This window comes from Sphingomonas naasensis (assembly GCF_004792695.1).
GTDB lineage: Bacteria > Pseudomonadota > Alphaproteobacteria > Sphingomonadales > Sphingomonadaceae > Sphingomonas > Sphingomonas naasensis.
The window spans coordinates 249,336-264,407 of sequence record NZ_SRXU01000002.1; the positions used below are offsets into that span (position 1 = coordinate 249,336).

General features: G+C 66.6%; 10 protein-coding genes and 1 pseudogene. 3 read left to right on the forward strand and 8 right to left on the reverse strand.

What is annotated here, in order from left to right:
* Nucleotides 1-2: 2 nt before the first annotated feature.
* The 5 genes from E5A74_RS06410 to E5A74_RS06430 all read right to left on the reverse strand — a co-directional run bounded on the left by E5A74_RS06410 (nt 3) and on the right by E5A74_RS06430 (nt 8,291).
* Nucleotides 3-1,181, reverse strand: coding sequence for a glycoside hydrolase family 88/105 protein (locus E5A74_RS06410; protein WP_240699692.1), 1,179 nt, complete (start codon nt 1,179-1,181; stop codon nt 3-5).
* Nucleotides 1,178-3,448: a GH92 family glycosyl hydrolase gene (locus E5A74_RS06415; protein WP_240699693.1), complete on the reverse strand. Its 2,271-nt coding sequence runs from the start codon at nt 3,446-3,448 to the stop codon at nt 1,178-1,180. The genes E5A74_RS06410 and E5A74_RS06415 overlap by 4 nt, the downstream gene beginning before the upstream one ends.
* Nucleotides 3,449-3,506: 58 nt before the next feature.
* Complete coding sequence (locus E5A74_RS06420; RefSeq protein WP_166745677.1) at nt 3,507-6,665, reverse strand: TonB-dependent receptor; 3,159 nt, start codon at nt 6,663-6,665, stop codon at nt 3,507-3,509.
* 82 nt (nt 6,666-6,747) lie between these two features.
* Complete coding sequence (locus E5A74_RS06425; RefSeq protein WP_135983437.1) at nt 6,748-7,725, reverse strand: FecR family protein; 978 nt, start codon at nt 7,723-7,725, stop codon at nt 6,748-6,750.
* Nucleotides 7,722-8,291, reverse strand: coding sequence for an RNA polymerase sigma factor (locus tag E5A74_RS06430; RefSeq protein WP_135983438.1), 570 nt, complete (start codon nt 8,289-8,291; stop codon nt 7,722-7,724). Before E5A74_RS06430 ends, E5A74_RS06425 begins: the two co-directional genes overlap by 4 nt.
* Nucleotides 8,292-8,706: 415 nt before the next feature.
* Here E5A74_RS06430 and E5A74_RS06440 point away from each other — a divergent pair, with 415 nt between their 5' ends.
* Nucleotides 8,707-9,105, forward strand: coding sequence for a winged helix-turn-helix domain-containing protein (locus E5A74_RS06440; RefSeq protein ID WP_135983439.1), 399 nt, complete (start codon nt 8,707-8,709; stop codon nt 9,103-9,105).
* Here the strand turns inward: E5A74_RS06440 and E5A74_RS21215 are convergent.
* The 3 genes and pseudogenes from E5A74_RS21215 to E5A74_RS06450 form a co-directional block, all read right to left on the reverse strand.
* Nucleotides 9,066-9,509, reverse strand: a complete 444-nt coding sequence (locus E5A74_RS21215; RefSeq protein WP_420822492.1) for a cytochrome-c peroxidase — start codon at nt 9,507-9,509, stop codon at nt 9,066-9,068. The two genes, E5A74_RS06440 and E5A74_RS21215, sit on opposite strands and share 40 nt — an antisense overlap.
* Nucleotides 9,510-9,524: 15 nt before the next feature.
* Nucleotides 9,525-10,132 (reverse strand): annotated as a pseudogene (locus tag E5A74_RS21220) (cytochrome-c peroxidase); the annotation flags it as partial.
* The gene (locus E5A74_RS06450) at nt 10,068-10,586 is read right to left on the reverse strand and encodes a homogentisate 1,2-dioxygenase (RefSeq protein ID WP_240699696.1); all 519 of its coding nucleotides are present in this window, start codon (nt 10,584-10,586) and stop codon (nt 10,068-10,070) included. The pseudogene E5A74_RS21220 and the gene E5A74_RS06450, both read right to left, overlap by 65 nt.
* A gap of 112 nt (nt 10,587-10,698) precedes the next feature.
* Between E5A74_RS06450 and E5A74_RS06455 the strand changes: the two genes are divergently transcribed.
* Nucleotides 10,699-12,804: a TonB-dependent receptor plug domain-containing protein gene (locus tag E5A74_RS06455; protein ID WP_135983440.1), complete on the forward strand. Its 2,106-nt coding sequence runs from the start codon at nt 10,699-10,701 to the stop codon at nt 12,802-12,804.
* A 224-nt stretch (nt 12,805-13,028) separates the two neighbouring features.
* A complete protein-coding gene (locus tag E5A74_RS06460) occupies nt 13,029-14,882 on the forward strand; it encodes a bifunctional helix-turn-helix transcriptional regulator/alpha/beta hydrolase (RefSeq protein ID WP_135983441.1) in 1,854 nt (617 codons plus the stop codon).
* Nucleotides 14,883-15,072 lie beyond the last annotated feature (190 nt).

The following is a 15,072-nucleotide window of genomic DNA, read 5'->3' on the forward strand; positions in this document are numbered from 1 at the left end:
GGTCATCGCTCCGGAACCAGCCTGGTCACTTCGGTCGCCGCGAGCAGGAATGCGCCGACCGCATAGTCGTGCGTGTCGTCATAGGTCGCCGATGTCGGCTGATCGCCGATCGCCTGAACCCAGCCGAGACGCCCGTCGGGATGGACGACGCGCGTCAGCGCGGTCCAGCCCCGTTGCACCGCCGGCAGATAGACAGCGCGATCGAGAAGGCCGTTGTTGATCCCCCAGGCCAGACCATAAGTGAAAAAGGCGGTCCCGCTGGATTCCGGCGGATATTCATCCGCATCGGCGAGCAGCGAGGGGGACCAGAACCCGTTGGGCTTCTGGAGGCGCACAAGCCGGGCCGCCATGGTGCGGTACAGCGACACCAGCTTCGGACGGGCGGGATCGTCGGCGGGAAGCAGCGGGATCATCCGCGCGACCCCGGCCAGAACCCAGCCATTCCCGCGTGACCAGAATCTCTTGCGCCCCCTGGCGTCGCGCTCCCGGAAGAACGAGCTGTCGCGAAAATACAGATGCTCGGCCGGATCGAAAAGATAGTCGGTCGTTGCCCAGAACTCGCGCATCGCGAAATCGCGGTAGCGCGCATCGCCCGTCACCTTCGCCATCTCCAGCCAGCTGGCGGGCGCCATGAAGATGGCATCGCACCAGCACCAGCGATCGACGCATTTCGGCGCAGCCCGGTCGAATTCGAGGCTTGCCGTGGATGGAGAGGCGAGGATCCGGTCGAAAGTCGCCTTCACGGGCGCGATCGCCGCATCCCCGGCACCATGGCGCCTTGCCCAGAAATAGGTCTGGGCGATCATGTGATCATCGGCGTGATAGAGCCGGTCACCCGGTTTCCATTCGTTGGCGATGCCGCGCTGAAGGATCATATTGGTGTAGCGCTGCTCTCCGGAGAGGTCCGCGAACGTCGTGAGGCCGATCAGGAAGGCGCCTTGTTCCCAACCTCGGGTGTCGAGCAGCCAATGGTTGCCGGCACGCATCCTGGGATCGGCGCTGCCGCCAGCGAGCTGGGCAATGTGATAATCCGCAACCTTCTCGCCGATCGCCAGGATCGCGGCACGGTTCCACGGTGCTGCCGGGTTGAGATGCGGCGCTGGCATCTGCTGACCAAGCGCTGCAGGGCCGAGGCTGCCTGTCAGGAGCATGGCGGCGGCAATCAGGCTGTGTTTCATCATTTCCCTCGGGTGGCTCGCTGCTCGGGATCCGGGTGATAGGGATTGGGCGGCGCACGGAAACGAGTCGCCCAGGCGCCGGGCCGCTCGGCCATGTCGAGCTCGAGCACGCCTCCGGCGGCGAGCTCGCGATGGGTGATCCAGGCGCGGTCCAGCGGCGCCCCGTTCAATCGGGCGGCCACGACGTAACGACGATCGGCGGAGGTGCGGGACGCCCGCACCTCGAAGCGCCTGCCCCCCTGCAACGCGATGATCGACCGAGTGAAGAGCGGCGAGCCGATATAGTAGAAGGGCTGCCCGGCGTTGGGAAACAGCCCCATCGCGCTCCACACGTACCAGGACGACATGGCACCCGCATCGTCGTTGCCCGGCAGGCCGTCATGCGTCGGGCGATAGAGCGTCGCCATGATCGCACGCACGCGATCGGCGGTGCGATCCGGGCGACCTGCATGGACGTACAGATAGGCGGCGAGGAAATCGGGCTCGTTTCCATGCTCATATCCGCCGCGATTGCCTTCGGTATCGAACAGCGTGTCGAGCCAGGCGACGAAGCCTGCCGCACCGCCCAGCCTGGCGATCAACCCGGCCGGATCGTGCGGCACATAGGTGGAATATTGCCGGCTCGACCCTTCGTAAAAGGGGGCGTCCCACCACGCCGTGCTATTGTCCGGATAGACATGGTTGCAGTCGAAATCCGGCATCCAGCCGCCATCCGCGTATCGCGGACGTATGCATTTGAGCCCGTCGTCCCAAAGCCTCTGCCAGTTAGCCGAGCGCCTGAAGAAGCGCGCCGCCTCGTCGTGCTTGCCCATCGCCGCCGCGACCTCGGCAATAGCAAAGTCGTCATAGGCATATTCGAGCGTGCGCGACGCCGCCCGCGTTTCCGACTGCGACACATAGCCCAGCGCGAGATAATCCCTGAGCACGCGGCCCTGCCTTGTCGGGTCATCGGACTCGACATCGCCGTCCTTCCGGATCGCCTGCCACGCCAGCGCGCGATCGAACCCGCCCAGTTCCTTCACCACGGCATCCGCGATCAGCACATCGCCATTCGATCCGCCCTGGGTCATGCCGTTGGCGCCGGCGATGCGCGCGTCCGGCAGCCAGCCGGTCTCGCTGTAGGTATCGAGCAACGAGTTGATCATCGCCCGTTGGCGTTCCGGCTGGATCAGTGTCAGCAGCGGATGCAGCGTACGGAACGTGTCCCATAGCGTGTAATAGTCTTCATAGTGCGGCCGACCGGGCGCGCTTTCGCCAACGCGCTCCCCGCTGACGTCGTGGGGCATGGTGTGGCTGCGGTAGAGGGCACTGTAGAAGTTGCGACGCTCGGTGGCGCTGCCGCCCTCGACCGCGATCCTGCCCAGCGCATCGCGCCAAAGTTCGGCAGCGGCGAGACGGCGGGCATCGAAGTCCCAGCCGGGCAATTCGGCGAGATTGGCGCGCGCCTGTTCCACGCTGGCGAACGACACTGCGATCTTCATGCGCACCACGCGATCGCTCCGCGTGTCGAAGGTGGCGAAGCCCCCGACGCGGTCGGAAGGGTCGATGCGCTGGTCGCCGCCATTCGCGCCCGCGCCGGGCTTCACCGACAGGCTGCCTCGCGTCGCGTTCCACCCGCCGATCCTGATCGGATCGCGATCGAAGGTCGCGGCGAAATGCAGCTTGAGCGGGGCGGCATTCCATCCGCCGACGAACTCGGCGGTGCCGCCCAGCGTGCGCGCGTCGAGCATCTGCACCTGTGCGCCGACGGCCCTGGGGCCTTTCCCCATGAGCTGGATTGCCGAAGTTGCATCAATGATGAGATTGGCTTCCCCGCTCACCGGGAAGGTGAAACGCGCCATTCCCGCCATGCGGGCGGCGGTAAGCTCGGCACGGATCGCGCCGATGCGCGTGGCATAATAGCCGGGCGCCCCTTCTTCGCCCGATCGGGTCAACACGAGGTTGCGGGGATCCACGGGGCCGATCGTCGGAGTCACGCGGAAGTTGCCGTATTTGCTCTCGCCGCCGGTGCCGCTCACATGCGTCACGCTGAAGCCGGTCAGCGGCGACGCGCCGTCATAGCCGTTCGTCGAACCGCGCACCGTATCGGGACTGAAGGCCACGAAGCCGAACGGCACACCGGCCCCGGGCACCGTGTTGCCATTATTGTCCGCGCCGACGAAGACATTCACCGCCGACAGCGGATCGTCTGCCGCCCCGTCCTGCGCGCTCCCCTGCCCGGCCAGCAACAACGCCAGCACGAACGCCCCGCCAAGCCTCACCTTGTTCACCGTTCTCGCTCCCGATGTCGAAAGAGTGGCGGCCGCCCGCGAGCGGCCGCCGAGGGGATCAGTATCGGAAGGAGATTCCGAAGGTGAAGGTCCGGCCGAAATGGCTGTCGTACAGCGTGTCCTGGCGCACCGAGTCGACGAGGATTGTCTGATGCTCGTCGGTGAGGTTCGACGCTTCGAAGGTCAGCTTGAACTGGTCGGCGATCGCGTAGGAGGCCGACATGTCGATATAGACCGTGCCTTCGACCGTATCGATATCGCTCAGCGTGTTGCCCGACGGGACCGCGCGGATGAAGTCCGAGCGATAGGCCGCGGAACCTCGGATGCTGAACTTGCTGTCCTCGTAGAACAGCGTCGCGTTCGCCTGATTCTTCGACATGCCGGCGAGCGGCCGCTTGGTCGTGGCGCCGGTAGTCGCGTTGAGGATATATTCGATGTCGGAAGTGACATGCGTATAGTTCAGCAGGATGCCGGTGTTGGTCAGAAAGCCCGGCAGGAAGCGGAATTGCTGCTGATAGTTCACCTCGATGCCATGGATCGGCCCGCCCTTGGTGTTGGCGAGATTGGTGACGGTGAACAAGTCGGCGGGCGTCGCCTGCGACCCTTGCAGCAACTCTCCCGGCAAGCCCGTCTCGGTGAAGGGGATCAGCCGCTGCAATGTCTGGATATAGGTGTCGATGTCCTTGTAGAAATACCCGACCGACAGGATGCTGCCCGGCGCGAAATACCACTCCGCGGACAGGTCAGCGGTCGTCGCGCGGATCGGCTCGAGCATGGCGTTGCCCACCGAAACGCTCCGGATCGTCGGATTGAAGCCGCCGCTCGGCGAGAGCTGGCCGAGATCGGGCCGCGCGATCACTTTCGACGCCGCGACGCGCAGCAAGAGATTGCGCGTCAGGTCGCCGGTCAGATTCACCGACCACAGCCAATCGTCGTAGGTCCGATCGATCGTCACCGGGGCATAGGTGCGGCCGTTCACCGCCACCGGCAGCGTCACATAACCGAATGAGGTCTGATCGGTACTGACGTAGCGAATGCCGGCGTTGCCGCGGATCGGCAGCGCGGAACCCAGGTTGAACTCGGCCTGCGCATAGAGACCCTTCACAGACTCATCGACCGAGAAATTGCCGCCGAGCGCCGTGCCGGTCTCGGGGCCGCTAAAGGCAAAGTTGCCGGTATTGCTGTCCAGATCGAACAGCTTCGCGAACTTGGCGTGATCGGCCTTGATCCACGCCGTCGGCAACCCGTCACGCAGCCCCTTGCCGAAGCCGCTGACCAGCTTGGTCACATCGGCCAGGGTGGTGCCTGCCGGGATCGTCGGCGTGAAGCTCGAGATCGAGGCCGCCCGCTGAAGCTCGCGGCTCGTGAAGTTGTTGACGCGATACTCGCCGCCCACGCGGATGCTCAGGGCGGGATCGAGCTTGATCAGCGCGTTCAGCGCATATTGCTCGTTCTCGAACTGCGTGAAAACCTTGCGCGCGCTGTAGGTGCCCCGCACGGTGCCGTCCGCCAGCGCCGGGCCGAAGCTGAAGTTTGCCGGGTTGGTGATATCGAAGCCGAAGTCGATGACGGGAATCCTGCCGCCATCGCGGAAATCGTACGAAAAGCCGTTGCTGTTCACCCGGTCGAGCCGCAGGTCCACCCGGTAGGGCTCGTCCATGTTGGTACGGCCGATGCCGGCATAGCCGTCTACCTTCAGCCAGTCGCTAAACGCATGCTCGACGGTGAGCGCCAGCTGCTTGAACGTGGAGGCGTAGAGATCCCGTGTCGTCCACGAGGATACGTCCACGCCGTTGTACAGCGCGTACTGGACGGTCTTGTCCGGCGAGACCACCGCATCGACGATCGAGACGTGCGGCTTGCCATTGTTGCCCACGCCCCGACCGGTGGCGAGCGCGCCCATGAACTCGTCGAACCGCTCCATGCCATAGCGGGCGTAAAGGGCATCGAACGAAATGTTGGTCCGCTCGCTCGGCTTCCATTGCAGCGATCCGGTCAGGCCCAATCTCTCATAGTCCTGGTCGCTGCGCATGTAGCGCGGAAAGCGCGGGTGAAAGCCGCCGCCTGCGACCACCGCATCGTACGCCGCTACCGACCCGGTGCGCGGCACGCCGGTGGCGCAGTTGGCGGCATCGGTACCCTTCACCGGATCGTTCGCCGGATTCTGCGGCGCGTAGCCGAGCGGGCTGCAGAAGCCGCCATCGACCAGCGCGGGCAGGATTGCGGCGGGCGAATATCCTTCTTCGCGCGTCTTGCGCTGGGTATAGGCGCCGGAGAGGAGCACACCGAGCGTGCCATCGGCGAACTGCTTCGAGACCAACCCGGCCAAACGCGGCCCGGCGTCCTTGTTGAGGTCGCTGTAGATGACCTTCGCCGAACCGGCGAGGACGAAGTCCCGGCCATAGTCGAGCGGACGCGGCGACCGCAGATCCACGGTAGCGCCCAGCGAGCCATCGGACGTATCGGCCGAGTAGGTTTTCCGGACGGTCAGGTTCTGAAAGATCTCGGACGCGAAGACGTTGAAGTCGAAGCCACGGCTGCGTCCGCTGGTCCCCTGGACGTCGGAACCCGATATGCCGCTATTGGCTTCCATCCCGTTGATGCGCGTGCGCGTGAAGATCGGGCCGAGGCCGCGGACCGTGATCGCGCGCCCTTCGCCGCCGTCTCCGCGGATCAACGCCACGCCAGGCACGCGCTGCATGGATTCGGCGAGGTTGGCGTCGGGAAACTTGCCGATGTCCTCGGCAAGAATGGTGTCGACAACCCCCGCTTCCCGGCGCTTGAGGTCGAGCGCGCGGCTCACGCTCGAGCGGAAGCCAGTGACGACGACGTCCTCGGCGGCCTGCATCTCCCCCTCAGGGTCGTTCATGCCCGTCTGGGGAGCGCCGCCCGCCTCGCCGAGAGGACCGTTTCCCACCGGGACGATCGCGATCGCGCCAGCCTCGCCCGTGCGGCTGCCAAAGCCGGTGCCATGCAGAAGCGCCTTCAGCGCCACCTCTGGCGTGGCGGCGCCGCGATAGCCGGCGGTGGTCACGCCGCGAACATCTTCCGCGCGGTAGATGAGCGGGCGTCCGGACTGGCGGCCGAAGGTGTCGAGGGCGGTCTTGAGGCTTCCGGCCGGGATGCTGAATTCGCGTTCCCCTGCCTGTGCAGGTGCAGCTACCGCAACAACAGACGTGCTTGCGGCCAACGCCGCAGCAAAAGCGGTGAACTTCATCCTCATCCCCCAATCGTGCGGCCGCTCCATTAGCGATCCGTCTGGGGAATAAAGACAAGCATCGAGCGAAATGCTGTAATCTTCACCGCGTTATTTTCACCGCGTCCGGCGTCTCTTCGATCTCCAGCCCATAGGCATCGCGCAGCAGTCGCGCGAAAGCGCCGGGTTTGAAGGCGGGAAAGGTCCCACCTATGCGGATATTGGCAGCTTCCGGGTCCTCGATTACGATCTTCTTGTTGTTGTAGCGATTGAATTCCGCGGCAATCCGCGAGAGCTGCTCCTGGTCGAAGCTCAGCATGCCTTGTCGCCACGACAGGACATCGCCGACGCGCTCCTTCGAGCCCGTCGTCACCAACGTCGCGGTCCCTTCGCTCAATGCGATGTCGCCGGCGGTGATGATGGTCGAACGCGCCGAGCCGCCGGGTTCGACGTCGTCGACGCGCACCCGCCCTTCGAGCACGGAGACGGTGACCTTTCCACCTTCGCGCCGTACCGAGAATTTGGTGCCAAGCACAGTGACCTCGCGCGGGCCGGCATGCACCACGAATGGCTGGCCGTCGCGATGCGCGACCTCGAAAAAAGCCTCGCCCTGATCGAGCCACACGGAGCGGAGCCCCCGGTCCACCAGCGTGCGCAGACGCGTGTCCGTATTCAACTCCACCTTGCTTCCATCCGCCAGACCGATCAGGCGGTGCCCCCCCACCTTTGTGACAGCGACCGCCGGCGCGGGCGCTGATCGCGGAGAACCGACCGGCAAGACCCCCGGGACACCGAGGCCCAGCGCCAGGGCGATCGACGCTGCCAGCGGAAGGGCGATGGGCCACCATTTTCGGGTGGAGCCCCCGCTCTCCTGCCGAACCGGCGGCGTCGCCGGGCGAAGCGCGCCGATGCGATCAGCCTCTTTCCAGCTATGCTCGAGCCGCCAGAACGCGGCCTTGTTCATATCCGATTGGTCCAGCCACGCATCGAGCGCGGCCTGATCGTCGGCAGACCAGCCGTCCTGATCGCGCGCGATGAGCCACTCGGCGGCGGCATCTCGGGCGGCGCGCGCCCGGCTCACGCTTCGTCCCCATTGCTGCGCCGACCCGCATATCTGCGTCGCACGATCTTCCCTGCGCCGCCCAGCATGTGGTCAGCCAGCGCCTTCATGCCCATTGCCAGCTGGTGATTGACGGCGTCCCTGCCGATGCCCAGCCGTTCCGACGTTTCCCTGACGTCCAGACCTTCGATCTTGCGCAGGAGCACGATCTCGCGAATGCGCGGCGACAGCTTGTCGATCCCGGCTTGCACGCGCCGTAGCGCGTCCCGCGCGTGAAGCCGCCGCTCGGTCTCGAACAGGTCCACGTCGATCGACACCGTCTCGAGGTCGGCAACCAGATCGAACGAAACGATGCGCGCGCGCTTGGCCCGGTTGATCAGTTGATTGCGGGCGACGGTCAAAAGATACTGGCGCGGGTTGTGCGGAATGCCGCTGCGCGCGGCGCCAATGACCCGTTCGTAGACATCGTGGGCGATATCCACCGCGTCGTCGGCGACGGGCCAGTTGCGCCGGATGAAGCGCAGCAGCAGCCCTTCGAGAGGCAGCACCTCTCGACAGAACCACTCACGTACCCCCTCCTCGTCCATTCGGACCCGCCTTGCTGCCGGGACGCACACTCGCCCGTATTGCTTAGACAATCGGGATCGCGCCTGCTGTAACACGAAACGCGAACTATCTCTTTCACGTTCGCGCCGGCGCGCCGCGTATCTATCAAACGCCCCCGAGCTGAATCTTCGCCACGCCGTTCAACATTCGACGATGCCGTGATAAACGCCGGCGAAGAGATCGGTCGGCATGAAGATCAGCGCGCGAAACCACATTGCAGGCATCGTCCTTTCGGTCACGCGCGGCGCCGTGAAGGGTGCCGTCGGGCGCGACATCGGCGGGGCAATGTCGTGACCTCGTGCGTCACCGGGAAGGCGATCGCCGGGCCTGGTCTCGCGCGGGCGACGAGGGCGTCGCGTGCGTGCGGGCCAGCGACATCGTGATCGGCAAACAGGCATGCTGATCGGGCCCCTGAAGCTCAAGGCGCAGATCTATTGCGGTGACGAGATCGCGATGGGACCGGGCAAAGCCGATCTGCTCGAGGCGATCCGGCGTGAGGGCTCGATCTCACGTGCGGGCAAGGCGATGGGAATGAGCTACCGGCGCACATGGCTCTTGGTCGACGCGATGAACCGTTGCTGGGCTGAGAAGCTCGTCGAGACCGTCCCCGGAGGCGCGAGCAACCGCGGCGCGCGGCTCACGGGGTGCGGCGAGGAAGTGTTGCGCCTCTATCGCGGGATCGAGCGCAATCTGGACGAGGCGGTGACGGGCGCCCCGCTCGCGCAGCTCACGGCATTGCTCCGCCCCGAGCCTGCTCACAGCGCCACGCCGCAGGCAGATTGCGGCAGCGCGTAACGCGGATCGCCGATGAAGGCGCGATCCGTGAGAGCGCCGAGAAATGCCACTATCGCGATGCGGTGCTCGGCGCCGAGGCCCGACGCGATAGCCCCGTGGCTGTCGGTTGCTTCGCCGAGCGTCTGCGCGCTGCCGTCGTGCAAATAGGGTGCGGTGAGCGCGACATTGCGCAGCGGCGGCGTTCGGAAACGCCCGTCGTCCGCCCGCCGGCCCGTAACCTCGCCGAGCCCGTGATCTCGCGAGGCGGGCGCGATCGCGTGAAAGCCGCCGTCGCTCAGGTCCGGACCCGAATGGCACGACGCGCATGCTCTGCGGAAGGCACGAGCACCGATGCGCTGCTGCTCGCTGAGCGCGCGCCCCTCTCCTGCGCGCCAGCGATCATAAGGCGCGCGGTTCGAGATCATCGTGCGCTGGAACGCCGCCAGCGCCCTGGCAACCGCCGCGATGTCGATCCGACCTTCGCTTTCGGGAAAGGCATCGCGGAACATGCGGACATAGCGCTGTCGTGACCGAGCCGGTTCGCGATGTCCGCTTCCTTGCCGCGCATGCCCATCTCGACCGGCGTGGTGCCGGTCAGCGGGATCAGGACCTGCGCTTCCAGCGTCGTCACGCGCGGGTCGGCCCAGGTCAGGCTTTTCGCCCATGCCAGATTTGCCAGCCCCGGCGCATTCCGCCGTCCCGGATCGCCATGGACACCGGGATGGGTTGCGGTGCTGTCGGCGAAGCCGTGCCGCTGCACATGGCAAGTTGCGCACGACATGCTGCCGTCGATCGACAGATCGGCATCGTAGAACAGCCGTCGACCAAGCTCGACCTTGGCGGCCGACATTGCATTACCGGCGGGAATGCGGGGTGTCGGTCGGTCCTCCGGCCACGCCCAGCCCGCCCGCCCGGCTGCCGCTGCGACGAGCAACAGGCCGGCGGCGACCAGCCAGATCGATCGCGCGATCGTCATCGCCCGGTCAGGGCAGCCGCGTGACCAGCACCGGCAAGGTCGGCGCTCCGTTGCCGGCGATCTGGAGCACATAGCTGCCGGGCTCCAGCGCGAAGTCAACCATCTTGCGGATGCCCGAACAGGCGGGCCCCGGGCCATGGCCGACCGAGGCTAGCGCCTTGCCGCCCTGCACCAGATCGATCCATGCCGCCGAGCCGATCGCCACGCGATAGGTTCCCGCGCGCTCGACCGTGAAGCCGACCATCCCGCCATGGCTCACCGAGCCCCCCGGGCGCTCGGGGCGCAGAGCGTAGCGGACGCTCGGGGTGGGCACGAGCGCAAGGTCCACCGCCCGACCGGGCTGGACGGTGGCAGCGCGGAGAGTGAGGGTGTCGATCGCAGCCGAGAGCGCGCCTCTCGCCAGCCAGCCGGCAAGCTCGGGGGGCAAGGGAACCGCATCCGCGGCGCAATCGGGCTGGGCGTGCTGCGCCAGCGCCGGGCCCGCCATCAACAGCGCCGCCGCTGTACCGGCCATCACCCACTTCATCCGAATCTCCCGATCGATGTACGATATTCAGCTATATACAGCTCACTATATCTTTCCATATACGGCGCCTCGAAATGCCGGCGACAACGCCGCAGCGATGGGGGTTATCAATATGCGCAAGATCCTGTTCGCCACGGCGAGCGCCGCGGCGCTGCTGTCGACGCCGGCCTTTGCGCAGGACACCGCCGCCCCGGCCGGCGGCGCCGAACAGGACGGCAGCTTCGGCCTCGGCCAGATCGTCGTCACCGGCCAGCGTCCCGACGGCATCGCGATCGGCGCGGACACGCTGGGTCAGGCGGCGATCGAGAGGTTCAACCGCAACACGCTCGACGATGCCGCGAACCTCATCCCCGGCGTGACCGCCGGCAACAGCGGCGGCTCGCGCAACGAGCGGCTGCTGTTCGTGCGCGGGTTCGATCGGTTTCAGGTGCCGCTCTCGATCGACGGCATCCGCGTCTATCTGCCAGCCGACAACCGGCTAGATTATGGTCGTTTCCTCACCCCCGACATCGCCGAAATCCAGATCGCCAAGGGCTATGCCTCGGTGCTCGACGGGCCGGGCGCGATGGGCGGCGCGGTCAATCTCGTCACGCGCAAGCCGACCCAGCCATTCGAAGCGGAAGCGCGCGGCGTGCTGAACCTGGGCCGCGACGCCGGCTACAACGGCTATTCGGTGTTCGGGCTGATCGGGACGCGGCACGACAATTGGTACGCGCAGGCGAGCTATGCCCGCAATTTTCAGGACCATTGGGACTTGTCGGGCGATTTCGCGCCGACGGTGAACGAGAATGGCGGCGCGCGCGATTTCAGCCGCACCGAGGACTGGCGGGTTAACGCCAAGTTCGGCTTCACCCCCAACGCCACCGACGAATATGCGATCAGCTATACCCGGCAGGAGGGCTCGAAGAACGCGCCGTTGCACCTGACCGACACCAGCAATGTTTCGCTGCGCAACTGGGCATGGCCCTTCTGGAACATCGAGAGCGTCTATTTCCTGTCGACCACTGCGCTGGACGACAAGGCGACGCTGAAGACGCGCGCCTATTACAACAAGCTCGACAATCTGCTGCGCTCGTTCGACGACCGCACCCAGACCACGCAGGTGCTGAACCGCGCGTTCGACAGCCCCTATGACGACAACGCCTATGGCGGCTCGGCCGAGCTGGCGGTGGCGCTGACGCCCGCCAACCGTTTCAGCCTCGCCTTCCACTATCGTCGCGACGAGCACAGGGAAGCGCAGACCAGCCGGCCCGGGCTCACCACCAGCGTGCCCGAACCGGTGCAGACCAGCATCGAGCGGACATGGAGCATCGCCGCCGAGAACCGGTTCGCCTTTTCGAGCGCGCTCAGCCTGACGCTCGGCGCGAGCTATGACTGGCGCGATCTCGACGCCGCGGAGGAATATGGCGTGCCGCTGGGCCAGACCGGTGCCAACCGGCTCTACAGCTATCCGCTGCGCAATGCCGATGCCTGGAACGCGCAGGGCCGGCTGGACTGGACGGGTGCCGACGGCACCGCGGCGCATTTCACCATTTCGTCGCGTGCGCGCTTCCCGACGCTGTTCGAGCGGTTCAGCAGCCAGTTCGGCACGGCGCAGGCCAATCCCGATCTCAAGCCCGAGCGCGCTACCAATTTCGAGCTCGGCGGCGCGCATCGCTTCGGCCCGGTCCGCGCGACCGCGGCGATCTTCTACAGCAAGCTCGAAGACGCATTGGTGTCGGTGCGCACGCCGGCCAATCTCAACCGTCGCGAGAATTATGGCTCGGCCGACTATTATGGCGGCGAGCTGTCGCTTGACGCCGAACTGACATCGACCTTCGCGATCGGCCTCAACTACAGCTACATCCATCGCAGCTTCGATGTCGGTGCAGCCCCCACCGGCAGCCTGATCCGACCGTTCCGGCTGACCGACGTGCCCGATCACAAAGGCTTCGCCTATGCCTCGTGGAAGCCGGTCGTTGCGCTGGAAGTCGCGCCCAGCGTCGAGTTCGCGTCCGACCGCACCACGGTCACGCCCGCTTCGGCGAACGGGCTGACGCCGGTCTATTATGATACCGGCAGTTATGTGAGCGCGGGGCTTCGCATCGATTATGCGGTCCTGCCGCAGGTCACATTGGGGATCGGCGCGCGCAATCTGTTCGATGCAAACTATGTGCTGACCGACGGCTTTCCAGAGCCGGGGCGGAGCCTTTTCGCGGTGCTCCGCGCCCGGTACTGAGTCATCCGGGGCGCCTGCCGTCCGTGCGAAAGGCTGCCGGCGGGCCGGGGACGCCTCTCGTCGCTGACAATTCGCGCGTCTCCGCGCTCGGATAGCTTGCGGACAGCTGGATGCCGGGCCAAGCTGGTGTATCCTCACTCCGTAATTCCGTTCGCTCCGAAGAGTTTACCGGCATGTCGTCAGGCCCCCACCGTTCAACGGGCGAAATCGAAAATTCGGCACCGGTGGATGATTCCGTTCCGGCCGGGTTCCACAGCACGATGCAGCGGTGGCTCGACAATTCGGAAGCCATGACCGAGATCGCCCGCACCGCGGCGGATTCGATCGAACTCGACTTTCAGCGAGATCTGGAGTCGCAGAAAATGCGGACCTATCCGCTCCTCAGCCCCGACAGCCTCGCGGCGGCACTTGTCGACGGCTCGGGCCGGATCGTCGCGGCAAGTCCGGTTTTCGTCGCCGAGAAGGCCGAGCGCTATGTCGATGCGGCGCTCGTCAGCCAAGTTCTCCGAACCGGGCAGACCCGTGTCGCTCCGGTCGCGATCGAATCGATCGACGGCGGGCTCGATCCGGTGATCTTCGCCTATGGCGCGGGGCTGCAGGCGGCTTCGTGGATCCTCCCGGCGGAGATTCGGGATCGCGCCGAGCGTGCCAGCGGTCACGTCGTGGTGCTCGCGACGATCACCAGCCTCCGCGCCACCCCGCTAAAGGCCGCATGCGAGAGTTTCGGCCTGACCGGGCTGCAGACCCGCGTCGCCATGGCAACCATCCGGTGCGGCACGATCAAGCAGGCGGCGGCGCAGCTCGACATCTCCTACGACACCGCGCGCGAGGCCCTGTCCGAAGCGATGCGTCGCGTCGGCGTCGATCGGCTCCCGGCGCTGGTCGCCAGCCTCGCCTCGCTCGCCTTCGGCGTGCTGCCCGAAGGGTCGGCCGCCGGCCTGCTCGAGGATATCTGGGGGCTTTCGCCCCGCCAGGCGGCGCTCGCCACGTTGATCGCGGAAGGCCTGTCGCGCGACGTTGCGGCGCAGCGGCTCGGAATCTCGCGCGCGACGGCAAAGAAGGAGCTCGATCGCACCTATGGGTGCCTCGGCGTTTCCAGCGCCGCGGCCTTGGCGCGCGCGGTGATCGAGGCGCAGGCGCTGTCCTGCACGACGGCCGCGACGCAGGGCCAGGTCGCGCTCGCGCACGATCACGCCGAGCCGCTCCGCCTGATGCCGCGCCCCGACGGCACGCGCATCGCGTGGAGCGACTATGGGCCGGCATCGGGCAAGCCGGTTCTCGTGGTGCACAGCAGCATGACCTCGCGGCCGGTGAGCCGCGCGCTGGTGGCGGCGCTGCAGGCAGCGGGCGGACGACCGATCGCGATCGACCGTCCCGGGTTCGGCATGTCGGATCCGCTTCCCGGCATGGAGCCGGGCAGGCACGATCCGTTCGCAGCCGCCGCGCGGGATGTCCTGTCGGTCTGCCACAAGCTCAAGATCACGTCGCTGGACGTGGTCGCGCGCGGCGGGGCGCAGCATGTGCTCGCGCTCGCGGACACGGACCCGGCGCTGCTCGACCGGGTGGTCTTGGTCAACCCCGACCCCCATACCGAAGAGACCGGCCGCCGCTGGGGGCCGATGGGCGCGGTCAAGGAAGCCTATTTCCGCAACCCGCGCCTCGTCGCGCTGATGGTCCGCATGATCTCGGCGCACCTGACGCAGGAGCGCGTGGCGCGGATGATGGAACGATCCTTCGCGGGAAGCCCGCCCGATCTCGACGCGCTTCGCGACCCCCGGATCCGCATCGACTATTACCGCGCGGTTCGCATGTTCGCGACCGGACGCGTCGCGGGCTATGTCAACGAGCAGATCGCCCTTGCAACCGCGACGCGCCCGGCGCCGCGCCCCCGGCACAAGCGCTGGACGATATTGATCGGCGAACATGACGCGCTGCACGATCCCGCCGACGTGCGCGCCTATTGGCAGGCGGTTCTGCCCGGCGCCGGATTCGTCGAGGTGGCGGGCGCGGGGCGGCTGCTCGCGATGACCGACGCGAGCCTCGTCGCGCGGACTTTGACCGACATTCCATCGCGCTGAGCCGCACTCTTCGGACGAAGCTCACCCCACAAATGGGGATACCCACCGGACGCGCGCGGGGCCAGTTTCCCCGGCAACCGGGGGGAGCCCGGCGCCGCTGCGGAAGCGCGGCTCCGGCACCGTGTCGTGCCGGCGCACTCGCGTGCGCCGGCCGGCCATCCCCGATCGGGAGGAATGGCGCGCTTATCCT

Coding starts and splice junctions, on each gene's coding strand:
- E5A74_RS06410 (WP_240699692.1), bottom strand. CDS start 1,181: ATGATGAAACACAGCCTGATTGCCGCCGCCATGCTCCTGACAGGCAGC.
- E5A74_RS06420 (WP_166745677.1), bottom strand. CDS start 6,665: ATGAAGTTCACCGCTTTTGCTGCGGCGTTGGCCGCAAGCACGTCTGTT.
- E5A74_RS06430 (WP_135983438.1), bottom strand. CDS start 8,291: ATGGACGAGGAGGGGGTACGTGAGTGGTTCTGTCGAGAGGTGCTGCCT.
- E5A74_RS06440 (WP_135983439.1), top strand. CDS start 8,707: ATGCTGATCGGGCCCCTGAAGCTCAAGGCGCAGATCTATTGCGGTGAC.
- E5A74_RS21215 (WP_420822492.1), bottom strand. CDS start 9,509: ATGATCTCGAACCGCGCGCCTTATGATCGCTGGCGCGCAGGAGAGGGG.
- E5A74_RS06450 (WP_240699696.1), bottom strand. CDS start 10,586: ATGAAGTGGGTGATGGCCGGTACAGCGGCGGCGCTGTTGATGGCGGGC.
- E5A74_RS06455 (WP_135983440.1), top strand. CDS start 10,699: ATGCGCAAGATCCTGTTCGCCACGGCGAGCGCCGCGGCGCTGCTGTCG.